This is a genomic window from Xanthomonas sp. NCPPB 3959, assembly GCF_056675575.1.
In genome coordinates this window covers 405,671-417,085 of sequence record NZ_JBWWVR010000001.1, presented here as the reverse complement: position 1 = coordinate 417,085, position 11,415 = coordinate 405,671, and the positions used below count along the sequence as shown (strand labels likewise).

8 protein-coding genes and 3 tRNA genes are annotated in these 11,415 nt (G+C 62.9%); 6 read left to right on the top strand and 5 right to left on the bottom strand.

The features are described 5' to 3' along the window. Positions 1-822 precede the first annotated feature (822 nt). Positions 823-896 (top strand) — tRNA-Cys (locus tag AC1KVG_RS01605). Positions 897-1,022: 126 nt separating this feature from the next. Beyond that, positions 1,023-1,098, top strand: a tRNA-Gly gene (locus AC1KVG_RS01600). A 127-nt stretch (positions 1,099-1,225) separates the two neighbouring features. Here AC1KVG_RS01600 and AC1KVG_RS01595 read toward each other — a convergent pair. Together AC1KVG_RS01595 and AC1KVG_RS01590 are read right to left on the bottom strand one after the other, a co-directional pair. Continuing rightward, on the bottom strand, positions 1,226-2,047 hold the full coding sequence (locus AC1KVG_RS01595; RefSeq protein ID WP_481093298.1) for a 4'-phosphopantetheinyl transferase family protein: 822 nt from the start codon (positions 2,045-2,047) through the stop codon (positions 1,226-1,228). Positions 2,048-2,156: 109 nt separating this feature from the next. Then, positions 2,157-2,240, bottom strand: a tRNA-Leu gene (locus AC1KVG_RS01590). A 143-nt stretch (positions 2,241-2,383) separates the two neighbouring features. On the opposite strand from AC1KVG_RS01590, the gene AC1KVG_RS01585 reads away from it, so the two are divergent. Then, positions 2,384-3,676 (top strand): nucleotide sugar dehydrogenase, encoded by a 1,293-nt coding sequence (locus AC1KVG_RS01585; RefSeq protein WP_481093297.1) that lies wholly within the window; start codon positions 2,384-2,386, stop codon positions 3,674-3,676. Here AC1KVG_RS01585 and AC1KVG_RS01580 read toward each other — a convergent pair. Both AC1KVG_RS01580 and AC1KVG_RS01575 read right to left on the bottom strand, forming a co-directional pair. Next, the gene (locus AC1KVG_RS01580) at positions 3,660-4,922 is read right to left on the bottom strand and encodes a TIGR03862 family flavoprotein (protein ID WP_481093296.1); all 1,263 of its coding nucleotides are present in this window, start codon (positions 4,920-4,922) and stop codon (positions 3,660-3,662) included. The two genes, AC1KVG_RS01585 and AC1KVG_RS01580, sit on opposite strands and share 17 nt — an antisense overlap. Before the next feature lie 11 nt (positions 4,923-4,933). Beyond that, entirely contained in the window at positions 4,934-5,365 is a 432-nt protein-coding gene (locus AC1KVG_RS01575; RefSeq protein WP_043909011.1) for an FKBP-type peptidyl-prolyl cis-trans isomerase, read from the bottom strand. A gap of 60 nt (positions 5,366-5,425) precedes the next feature. Between AC1KVG_RS01575 and AC1KVG_RS01570 the strand changes: the two genes are divergently transcribed. The 3 genes from AC1KVG_RS01570 to AC1KVG_RS01560 all read left to right on the top strand — a co-directional run bounded on the left by AC1KVG_RS01570 (position 5,426) and on the right by AC1KVG_RS01560 (position 7,445). After that, positions 5,426-5,791, top strand: coding sequence for a DUF6164 family protein (locus AC1KVG_RS01570; RefSeq protein ID WP_104552014.1), 366 nt, complete (start codon positions 5,426-5,428; stop codon positions 5,789-5,791). 35 nt (positions 5,792-5,826) lie between these two features. Further along, complete coding sequence (locus tag AC1KVG_RS01565; protein WP_481093295.1) at positions 5,827-6,588, top strand: sulfurtransferase; 762 nt, start codon at positions 5,827-5,829, stop codon at positions 6,586-6,588. A gap of 209 nt (positions 6,589-6,797) precedes the next feature. Continuing rightward, entirely contained in the window at positions 6,798-7,445 is a 648-nt protein-coding gene (locus tag AC1KVG_RS01560) for a response regulator (RefSeq protein ID WP_023904062.1), read from the top strand. A 203-nt stretch (positions 7,446-7,648) separates the two neighbouring features. Here the strand turns inward: AC1KVG_RS01560 and AC1KVG_RS01555 are convergent, their stop codons facing one another. Then, on the bottom strand, positions 7,649-11,392 hold the full coding sequence (locus tag AC1KVG_RS01555) for an Rne/Rng family ribonuclease (protein ID WP_481093449.1): 3,744 nt from the start codon (positions 11,390-11,392) through the stop codon (positions 7,649-7,651). Positions 11,393-11,415: the final 23 nt, after the last annotated feature.

Sequence of the window (11,415 nt, the reverse complement as noted above, 5' to 3'; positions counted from 1 at the left end):
ACTACTGCTTCGGAGTCAGAAGTCACGTTGAAAACCGCAAAGCACAGCGCTACTGAGGTTGGACACGAGATATCCATCGCAAAACTGCGGAGGTTCGGACGTCCTTGGGTGACGGATGAGTCTCCTTGTGTGCGGCTCACCATAGGCGCGATTCGAGAAGGATTTATTACATTCGCGCGGATTTATTGTTTAGCTGGATAATCTAACTATTATCAATGTTCCATTTACTTTGGTTATGAAGTTAATTTAACGAATCACTTCTCCCGATGCTTTTCAAGCCGATGTGATCTGTGTTGCGTCATTCGCTTTGTTGTATGGCAAGCGTCTTACCTCATGTGGATCCGGTCGATGTAGGTGTGTGAATTGCATCGCATAAACTTGCAGGTCGTCCCGGATAGAGCAGGCGCTGTAGACGCGGTGCGCCTCTACTGGCCAAACGACAGGCCGGACATTGGATCCCTTGCAGATGCGCCGTCATGGGGCTGGTACGCTGTGGATGAGGAGCAGATGTGTGAGACATCGATCAGCCCTGCGCGCCTGATCCAGTAGGCAGACTCGATCTCGCAAAGGTGGACGATGCCTGGACATCGCGTCCGGCGGTTGCAGGCGCCAGCGCACTGTGGCGCGCCCGATCACTCCTCTTGGCGTCTACGCCAAACAAGGCTACAATGGCGTCCGTTCCAGGGCAGGGATGGCGAAAAACCTGTTGCAACACAATAGGTTGGACGCATGCAACTAGCGTGCAGTTGCTGTCTTGAGACGCATAGGCCCCGTTTGCGGGGCCTTGTTGTTGCAAAGCAAGTGTTGTGGAATGCGATGTTCGGCCTGGTGGTAGAGTGGTTATGCAGCGGACTGCAAATCCGCGTACGCCGGTTCAATTCCGGCCCAGGCCTCCACATCGCACGCTGTTCTAGCCGCATCCAAGTGTCGGTTCGCAAGCGGGTGGCTCCGCAAGAAACAGCGAGCTGGTGGTGTGAAAGGGCTAGCGTAATGATGTGACAAGCTGTACAATTTCGCTCCACGCGGGAATAGCTCAGTTGGTAGAGCGCAACCTTGCCAAGGTTGAGGTCGCGAGTTCGAGTCTCGTTTCCCGCTCCAAATAAGAACAACTGAATCCGACGATTCAGTTGATCACTCAAAAGGGTCTCACGGCCCTTTTTTGTTGCGTTGGATTTGTGCAGGCACTCTGTTCCCGCGTCCGTGGCTCGACGTTCTTCGGCCAGACTCACCAGATTCGATAGGTGATCACCGTCTGCGAATCGACAAAACCGAAACTGATATCGCACAGATGCCCGTTTGGTAGATCCGGGCAGAGCTGCTCGCTGAGCTGAAAACGGACGACTCCCGCAATGGGATCCAGTGCCACCAGGTGCGCACAGGAAAAATCGAAGTAGCGGCCTACTGCGGAAAAACTCGCCTTGAACAGACTTTCCTTGGCAGAGAAGACGATGGTCAGCAACACTTCCAGCGGTACGTGGGTGGACGCGCAGATCGACTGCAGCAACGCCAGCTCCGAGCCATCCACGACAGTGCTCAACAACGCCTCACGTGCGTCAGCACCGACCACGTGCTCCAGATCGATGCCGATACCGCGCCATCTGCCAAGTGGTGCAACCGCCGCCGCGGCCAGGCGATTGGTGTGCGAGATGCTGCCGATCACCTGCGCTGGCCATAGCGGTTCACGCGAGCTGCCGGTGGCGATGTCGGGGCACATACCGGCGGCGACCAGTGCCTGATGCTGCAAGGCTTGTTGCGCAGCCAGTCGACCGAAGAAATACTCGGCCTGGCGTTTTCGGACGCTACGCGCAATCGTGTCAGGGCATGCGATGTTGCAGAGACCAAATGCTTCCAGCGAAAACTGCGCAAGTTCGAATGCCATGATCTGCACGATCAAACTGCCGCCGCCCAGGCAGGGCAGGGCGTACTGCCAACGCGCGTGCAATGCCTCGATCGAATCGATGCCTGGATCGCTCGCTGGAGGCGTGCCTCTGTTCAACAGCACGAACTGCATGCCGTCATCGAGCTGGTCGCCGCGCGTGCTGGACATCATCGACGCCTTCAACTTCGTCTGGCCTACCTGTCCGAGCGACATCTGCCAACGTATTCGTGCCAAGCACGGCTGCGAGCGCGCGACAGATGGAGATGGATGAAGAGTGTGCCCGGGGCGGGAATCGAACCCGCATAGCCTTGCAGCTGAGGGATTTTAAGTCCCTTGCGTCTACCAGTTTCGCCACCCGGGCATTGCGATAGCGTGCCTGATTGCGCGCCGATTGTGAATCTCTGTGCGTATGTCTTGCTGCACTGCCGGCGCCTGTGCGGCCTGCGCTATCCTGCCGCTGTATAGCCGCGCGGAAAACCGCCCGCGCACGATCGAAGGAACCGCATGTCCCGCACCACGCTTCTCGCACCGCTTCAAGCGCGTATCGCCGTCATCGGGCTGGGCTATGTCGGCCTGCCGCTGGCGGTTGCCTTTGGCGAGCAGCGCGACACGCTGGGCTTCGACATCGATGCGCAGCGGGTAGCGCAGTTGCGCGATGGCCACGACGCCACGCTGGAACTGGACGACACCGAACTGGCTGCCGCCACCCGGTTGCGCTACACCGCGAACGCGGCCGACCTGGCCGCGTGCAGCATCTTCATCGTCACGGTGCCGACGCCGATCGACAGCTTCGAGCAACCCGACCTGGAGCCGCTGCGCAGCGCCACCACCTTGATCGCCGCCGAGCTCAAGCCCGGCGACCTGGTGATCTACGAATCCACCGTGTATCCGGGCACCACCGAAGAAGTCTGCGTGCCATTGCTCGAAGCCGCATCGGGGCTACGTTTTAACGACGATTTTTTCTGCGGCTACAGCCCCGAACGCGTCAATCCGGGCGACCGCCAGCGGCGTCTGCGCGATATCCGCAAGATCACCTCAGGCTCCACCATAGAAGCTGCCGACGCGGTCGACGCGCTGTACACCAGCATCATCACCGCAGGTACCTGGCGCGCGCCGTCGATGCGCGTGGCCGAGGCTGCCAAGGTGGTCGAAAACATCCAGCGCGACGTCAACATCGCACTGGTCAACGAGCTGGCATTGATCTTCGACAAGCTCGGCATCGACACGCTGGATGTGCTGGAAGCGGCCGGAACCAAGTGGAATTTCCTGCCATTCCGGCCCGGGCTGGTCGGGGGCCACTGCATCGGCGTGGATCCGTATTACCTGATGCACAAGTCCGAGAGCGTGGGCTATCACCCCGATCTGATCCACACCGCGCGGCAGGTCAATAACCGTGTCGGCCGGCACGTTGCCGAGCGCGTCTGCGGCATGCTCGCCACGCGCGGCGTGGTGCTCGCGCAGGCGAGGGTGCTGGTGCTGGGCGCAACCTTCAAGGAAAACTGCCCGGATCTACGCAATAGCCGTGCACTGGAACTGGTGCAGTTGCTGCAAGCTGCTGGCGTGCAGGTCGATACCTGTGACCCGTGGGCCGACCCGGCAGAAGCCCTGCAGCATGCCGGCGTGCAGCTGTGCGAGGTTGTGGACGAAGGTGCCTACGACGCGGTCGTGCTGGCGGTGGCGCATGCGCAGTACCGCGACTACGACGCCCAGCGCATCGCCGCGTTGGGCAAACCCGGCGCGGTGATTTACGACGTCAAATCGGTTTGGCCGCGCGAAGCGGTCAACGATCGTCTGTAACGCACCCGTCTTGCTGCTGCAGCCAGTGCACCGCGCCATGTGCGGCACGTAATCCGCTGGCGAAGCAGGCGGTCAGCAGATAGCCGCCAGTCGGTGCCTCCCAATCCAGCATTTCTCCTGCGCAAAACACGCCAGGTTGTGCGATCGCCATCAGCCCATCGTCCAGCGCTTCCAGCCGCACGCCGCCGGCCGAACTGATCGCCTCGGCAAGCGGGCGCGGCCTGAGCAAGCGCAACGGTAACTGCTTGAGCGTGCGTGCCACCTGCACAGGATCGTCGCCGGCCTGTTTGCCCAGGTGTTCGTACAGCAGTGCCGCCTTGACGCCATCGATTCCGACCTGTCGGCGTAAATGCTCGCTAAAACTCCGTCCATTGCGCGGCTTGTCCAGTTCGGCGCTCACGCGCTCAAGGGAACGTCCAGGGACCAGATCCAGGCCAAGTTCGGCCACGCCTTGCGCATCGATCTGCTCTCGCAAGTCTGCAGCCACCGCATAAATCAGGCTGCCTTCGATTCCGGTGGCGGTGGCCACGCATTCGCCCTGCAGTTCGTGTTGCACACCATGGCGATCTTGCCAGTGCGCCACCACCGGTTTGAGCGGCGCACCGGCATGCCGCTGCACAAAATGCGCGCTCCAGCCGATGTCGAAACCGCAGTTGGCCGGCACCAGGGGCGCAACCGCGATGCCGCGTTGCTGCAGTGGCGCTTGCCACAGACCATCCGAGCCAAGCTGCGGCCAACTGCCGCCACCGAGCGCCAATACCACCGCGTCTGCAGCGCGCTCGATGTCACCGGTCGGTGTGTCGAAGCGCAACGTACCGTCATCGCTCAACCCAAGCCAGCGATGCTGCACATGAAACGCGACGCCTTGTTCCTTGAGTCGACGCACCCAGCCACGCAACAACGGCGCCGCCTTGCGATCCATCGGAAACACACGCCCGGAGCTGCCGACATAGGTGTCCACCCCCAACCCGCGCGCCCAATCGCGTAGCGCGTCCGCATCGAAGTCCCGCAACCAGGCCGCCACCGGTTCGGCACGCTCGCGATAACGCTGCGCAAACAGCGGCATCGGATCCGAATGGGTGAGATTCAAACCGCCCTTGCCGGCAATCAGAAACTTGCGCCCGACCGAGCCCTTGGCCTCGTAAAGGTCCACCGCAAGGCCGGCCGCACACGCCACTTCTGCGGCCATCAAGCCGGCCGGCCCGCCGCCGATCACCGCCAGCCGCCGCTTGCTCACATCCGTCATTGCTCAGGCACTCAGCGTGGCTGCACGCCAAGCAATTCCACATCGAACACCAGCGAGGCGCCAGGCGGAATCACCCCACCTGCACCGTTATCGCCATAGCCGTAATCGGGCGGAATCATCAAGGTGCGCTTGCCACCCACGCGCATGCCATCGACGCCATCGTCCCAGCCGCGGATGACTTGATGGCCGCCCAACACGAACTGGAATGGCTCGGCGCGATCGAGCGAGCTGTCAAACTTTTTGCCGTGCTTGTCGGCGGCCTTTTCGTCGTACAACCAGCCGGTGTAGTGCACGGTAACCATCGCGCCGGGCGTTGCCACTGCGCCGGTGCCGACGGTGCGGTCGATCCGCTCGAAGGTAGCAATCGTGCCACCGGACGGCGGCAGGGCAGGCGCACAACTTGCGAGCAACAAGGCGACACAGAGCGTCAACAGAAGGCGCATGGGATGGTCCATGAAGGAAGGTCGCCATTATCGCATCTGGCTCCGGCTATCATCGCGCCCATGGCCAAGCTACTGCTCAATCTGCGCAATGTTCCCGATGACGAAGCCGACGAGGTGCGAGCGCTGATGCGCGAGAACCTGGTGCAGATCTACGAAACGCGGCCGAGCAATTGGGGCATTTCCGCCGGTGGCATCTGGCTCAGCGACGATGCCGACTACCCGCGCGCCAAGGCGGCGATGGATGCCTATCAGGCCCAACGCGGGGCGGTCGCACGCGCGCAGCGTCAGGAGGCACTGGCATCGGGCACCGCGGAAACCTTCGCTGCGCTGCTGCGCAAGCGTCCGCTGTTCGTGATCGCCACACTGATCGGCATGCTGGTGGTCGCCTCGCTGGTGCTGCTGCCGTTTCTGCTGTTGCGCGGCTGACCCCATTGCGGCGCCATCGGGCTTAAAATGACCCGATGATCACCAATACCGCCGCCTACCAATTCGTCGCCATCCAGGACCCGCAACAGCTTGCCGACAGCGTGCTTCGCCACGCCGAGCAGCAGGCGCTGAAGGGCTCGGTGCTGGTGGCCGAGGAGGGCATCAATCTGTTTCTGGCGGGCGAGGCCGAGCAGGTCGGCGCGTTCTATGCGTGGTTGCAGAGCGATTCGCGCTTTGCGCAGATGCGCATCAAGTACAGCCTGAGCGCGCAGCAGCCGTTCGCGCGGCTCAAGGTCAAGCGCAAGCCGGAGATCATCAGTTTCCGTCGCGACGATGCCTCGCCTCTGCAGGGACGTGCGCCGGCAGTGACGCCAAGCGTGCTGCGCGAATGGATGCGACAAGGACACGACGATCGCGGTCGCCCGCTGGTGCTGCTGGACACGCGCAATGCGCAGGAAGTGGCATATGGCACGTTCCAGGGTGCGTTGACGTTGCCGATCGACAAGTTCACCGAGTTGCCGGGCGCGTTGGAAGCACATCGCGCTGCGCTGGCGGATGCCACAGTGGTGAGCTTCTGCACCGGCGGCATCCGCTGCGAAAAAGCCGCGCTGTGGATGCAGGCCGATGGCATGGACAACGTGTTGCAGCTCGAAGGCGGGATCCTGGGCTACTTCGAAGAGGTCGGCGGCGAAGGCTATGACGGCCGCTGCTTCGTCTTCGACGAGCGTGTCGCGCTGGATCCCGAACTGCGCCCACTGGTGGATGCCGAGCGCAGCACCGAGGCCGGGGAAATCTGACCGGGCGCGAGTGAATTTCCCGATATTCGCGCACTGCGCGTGTTCGGATCATGCAAACACGATGCAACGTTGCCCCGCATGCGCGTCATGCCTCACCGCGGCGAGAGGCTTTGGTCTCTGACTTGAAAGTAATACGTCGCATCGTGCTTGCCCTGAATTATTCACGGAGATAGGCTGCACCAGCCAGCCGCATAGCGAGGACAACAAGGATGACCATCAGAGTTTTTCTGATTGACGATCATGCACTCGTGCGTACAGGCATGAAGATGATCCTGTCCAAGGAAGTGGACATCGATGTGGTGGGAGAGGCGGAGAGCGGGGAGTCGGCGTTGCCGCAAATCCGCCAGCTCAAGCCCGAGATCGTGTTGTGCGATCTGCATCTACCCGGCGTCAGCGGTCTGGAAATCACCGAGCGCATCGTCAAGGGCGATTACGGCACCCGCGTGGTCATCGTGTCGGTACTGGAAGATGGCCCTCTGCCCAAGCGTCTGCTCGAAGCCGGTGCATCCGGCTATGTCGGCAAGGGCGGCGATGCGCAGGAACTGCTGCGTGCAGTGCGTGAAGTCGCACTGGGGCGGCGCTATCTCGGCAACACCATCGCGCAGAACCTTGCGCTCTCCAATCTTGAAGGTGGCGGCTCGCCGTTCGATGCATTGTCGCCACGCGAGCTGGAGGTCGCTTTGTTGCTGACGCAGGGGCTGCGCCAGGAAGACATCGCCAAGCGCTTGAACCTCAGTGCCAAGACCATCAATACGCACAAGGCGCGCCTGTTCGAAAAGGTTGGAATCCAGGACAGCATCGCGCTGGCGCGTCTGGCCAACCAATACGGTCTGACCGATCCCGCGCAAACAATGTAGGTCAGCGCTGGTGATTGGGCTCGCTCCTGACAAGCGATACCTCAGAACGAAGCGACTCACTGAGCAGCTAACGCGCTGGTGCGCATCCTCGCAGTTGTCTTATTCGCAACTTGCACGCAAAAACAAAGCGGCCCGAAGGCCGCTTTGTTTGACGTCGACCTTGCCTGATTAGTCAGGCAAGGTCGAAACAGGCGATGCAGCGATCAGTGATCGCTACGCGGCTTGTTGGTGTCGTCTTCCTGCTCTTGAGCTTCAGTCGCTGTGGTCGACGGAGCCACCGGCTTCACAGCTTCCGAGACGACAACCGTCGGCTTGTGCTCATCGTCTGCCTGCTTCTGCACGTTCGCAGGAGCTACGGGGGCGACTGCTGCAGGCTGCTCAGGCGCCTTGTACGGTGCCGGCGTTTCAGCAGGCGCCGAGGCCGACGATGCCGGTGCTGTGGCATCGGCCGGAGCCAATGCGTCGAGCAGCGTCGTCTGCACCGGTGCGTACGGCTTGCGTGCCTGAGTCACTGGAGCAGCGTCGGCAGCCGGAGTGCTCTGCGGCACCGTCGTGGTGGAGGTCACTGCGACATCCACAGCCGGGCTTGTAGCGCTGGACGGCGCTGCTTGCGACGGCTTGACGGTGACCACTTCTGCCTGGGCAGCCGGGACGCTCGAAGGCGCAGGTGCCGCTTGCGTGTGCACTGGAGCAGCAGCCGGAGCTGTCTCGGCTTTCACCGACTCCGCTTGCACTGGTGCCGGGGCCGCGAAGGGTGCAGTGCGTTCCGGGCTGACCGCAGCGGGTGCTGCAACGTCAGTCGATGCCGACGACACCTGCCTCTGCTGCGTAACCGACTCCGGCGCAGTCGCCGACGTCGTCGTAGCGGCACGCTCGACAGGCGCAGCTGCAGGAGCAGGCGTCACGACCGCGGCAGGAGTTGCAACGGGGGTCGAGGTGGCAGCCGGCGTCGAGGCGGCGACCGAAGACGGAGCCACAACTTGAGCCGGAGTAGCAACCGAAGCCTGAGTCGGCGTCGGAGCTGCAACCGGAGCAGGTGTCGCCGCCGGTGCCGATTGCGCAACAGGTGCCGCAGAGGCAACTGAAGCATCGCCACGCGCCTGCTCGGCTGCAGCTGCAACCGGAGCCGCCGCAGCCTGCCGTTCGAAGGACGGCGTGGCATTGGAGACCGGTGCAGTGGTCGACGTGGTGTCGGCCGCTAGCTGGCTTTCCGAACGCTCCTTCGGCACTGGACGCGGCTTCACTGCTGCTGGAGCGCTGGACTCCGGCTTGGCGCGGACAGCTGCTGCAGGCGCGGCTTCATCGTCGAAGTCGAATTCCGGCTGGCCGGCGCGCGGTGCAGCGGAGGCATGCGTCTGCGTGCCGGCTTCGTCGCCCTCGTTCTCGTTGTCGCCATCGAGATCGCCTTCGGCATCGCCATCCAGATCGTCTGTTTCCAGGCCATCGGCGCCGATACCACCTTCACCATTTGCGCCAGCACCACGACGACGACGACGGCCGCCACGACGGCCACGACGACGACGGCTGCCGCCTTCGCCATTGGCCGAATCATCGCCTGCTGCATCCGGTGCCTGCCCGTCTGCACTGGCGTCAGTGCCACGGTCGGCATGCGCTTCGGTCACGATGACGTCGACCGGGTGTGCCGGGTTGGCTTCATTGGCGGGAACGTGCGTCGTCACCGGCGCGGCGGTTTCGGCGATTGCCGAAACCACACCGGCAGTCGTCGCGGTTGCGGCGGTTGCGGCAGTTGCGGTCAGCGTCTGTGCGGAAGCCGTGCCTTCGTCCTGACGGGCGGGGCGCTGCTGCCTCTCGGACGGTGCGCCGTCCTGCTGTGCAGATGCACGCGGGGGACGCGGAGCCTGATTCTGCGGCTTCTGCTTTTGCTGCTGCTGGCCCTGCTGCGGTTGCTTGGGTGCCTGCGGTTCGTTGCGCGGCGGCTTGGCGACCTGCACCTGCTGCTGCGCCTGACCACCATTCTGCGGGTTCTGCGCGCTCTGGCCATTGGCAGGCTGGCGACGCTCATCGCGACGCTCCTTGTTGGCGCCATTACCGTTGCCATTGCCGCCGTTACCGCCATTGCCACGCTGCTGATTGCCGCCGTTACGCGCTTCACCACGGCCATCGCGGCGCTGACCACCACGATCGCCACGCTCGTTGCGGTTGCCACGGGCTGGGTCGCTCTGGCGCGGACGCTGGGTCGACTCGGGGACCGGAGCCACTGGCTCGACGCCACCGAAGATCCGCTTCAGCCAACCGACCACGCCGGTGACCGGCGCAGGAAGTGGCAGTGCGACGACCGGAGCCGGCGCAGGTGCTGCAGCGACCGGGGCAGGGGCTTCCTCACGTACCGGAGCCGGCTGGCTCGGCTTGATCGAGGTCACTGCCGGCGCAACCGGGATGTTCAACTGCGCCTTGGTCAGCGCATGCACCGGCAACTTGCGCGGCGTACCACGCTGATAGCTCGGCTTGCCGCTGTCTTCGCCCAGCTCGTTCTCACGCAGGCGCGTGACTTCGTAATGCGGGGTGTGCAGCTGCTCGTCGGCAACGATGATGATCGGCGAGGCATGGCGATTTTCGATCTCGCGCAGCGCGCTGCGCTTTTCGTTGAGCAGGTAATTGGCGATCTCCACCGGGGCCTGCACCAGCACCTGTCCGGTGTTCTCCTTCATCGCGTGCTCTTCGGCCACGCGGATGATCGACAACGACAACGACTCGACGCTGCGCATGCGGCCATGGCCGTCGCAACGCGGGCATACGATCTGGCTGGATTCGCCCAGGCTCGGACGCAGGCGCTGGCGGCTCATTTCCATCAGGCCGAAGCGCGAGATACGGCCCAGCTGCACGCGCGCACGGTCGTACTTGAGCGCGTTCTGCAGCTTGTTTTCGACTTCGCGCTGGTGCTTGGTCGAGGCCATGTCGATGAAGTCGATCACCACCAGGCCGCCCAGGTCGCGCAGGCGCAACTGGCGGGCCACTTCTTCGGCCGCTTCCAGATTGGTCTGGAAGGCGGTTTCTTCGATATCGCTGCCCTTGGTGGCGCGCGAGGAGTTGACGTCGACCGCCGTCAGCGCTTCGGTCTGGTCGACCACGATCGAGCCGCCCGAGGGCAACCGCACGTTGCGCTCATAGGCGCCTTCGATCTGCGATTCGATCTGAAAGCGGTTGAACAGCGGAATGTCGTCGGTGTAGTGCTTGAGCTTGCGCAGGCTCTGCGGCATCACCTGCTGCATGAATTCCTGGGCATCGGCGTACAGCTCCGGCGTATCGACCAGGATTTCGCCGATGTCGGCGCGCAGGTAGTCGCGCAGGGCGCGGATGATCAGGCGCGATTCCTGATAGATCAGGAAGGCGGCCGGCTTGCTCAGCGCCGCCTCGGCAATCGCCTTCCAGGTCTGCAGCAGGTAATCCAGATCCCACTGCAGCTCTTCGGCGTCACGGCCGACACCGGCGGTGCGGATGATCACGCCCATGTCGTCGGGGATGTCGAGCTTGTCCAGCGCTTCCTTCAGCGCGGCACGGTCTTCGCCTTCGATCCGGCGCGAGACGCCACCGGCGCTCGGCGAATTGGGCATCAGCACCATGTAGCGGCCGGCCAGCGAGATGAACGTGGTCAGGGCAGCGCCCTTGTTGCCACGCTCTTCCTTGTCGACCTGCACCACGATTTCCTGGCCTTCGCGCAACAGCTCGCGAATGGTCGACTTGTTGTGGTCGACGCCAGCCTGGAAGTAATCGCGGGAGATTTCCTTCAACGGCAGGAAGCCATGACGCTCGGCGCCATAGTCCACGAACGCCGCTTCCAGCGAGGGCTCGAGCCGGGTGATACGGCCCTTGTAGATGTTGGACTTCTTTTGTTCCTTGGACGGCTGTTCGATGTCGATGTCGTACAGGGTCTGGCCGTCCACAATCGCTACGCGCAGCTCTTCAGCCTGCGTTGCGTTGATCAGCATTCGCTTCATTGTTGCGTTCCTCA

Excerpts from the sequence above, each read along its gene's own strand:
- AC1KVG_RS01580 (WP_481093296.1), bottom strand. The coding sequence starts at position 4,922 with ATGACGGATGTGAGCAAGCGGCGGCTGGCGGTGATCGGCGGCGGGCCG.
- AC1KVG_RS01560 (WP_023904062.1), top strand. The coding sequence starts at position 6,798 with ATGACCATCAGAGTTTTTCTGATTGACGATCATGCACTCGTGCGTACA.
- AC1KVG_RS01575 (WP_043909011.1), bottom strand. The coding sequence starts at position 5,365 with ATGCGCCTTCTGTTGACGCTCTGTGTCGCCTTGTTGCTCGCAAGTTGT.
- AC1KVG_RS01565 (WP_481093295.1), top strand. The coding sequence starts at position 5,827 with ATGATCACCAATACCGCCGCCTACCAATTCGTCGCCATCCAGGACCCG.
- AC1KVG_RS01570 (WP_104552014.1), top strand. The coding sequence starts at position 5,426 with ATGGCCAAGCTACTGCTCAATCTGCGCAATGTTCCCGATGACGAAGCC.
- AC1KVG_RS01595 (WP_481093298.1), bottom strand. The coding sequence starts at position 2,047 with ATGTCCAGCACGCGCGGCGACCAGCTCGATGACGGCATGCAGTTCGTG.
- AC1KVG_RS01555 (WP_481093449.1), bottom strand. The coding sequence starts at position 11,392 with ATGCTGATCAACGCAACGCAGGCTGAAGAGCTGCGCGTAGCGATTGTG.
- AC1KVG_RS01585 (WP_481093297.1), top strand. The coding sequence starts at position 2,384 with ATGTCCCGCACCACGCTTCTCGCACCGCTTCAAGCGCGTATCGCCGTC.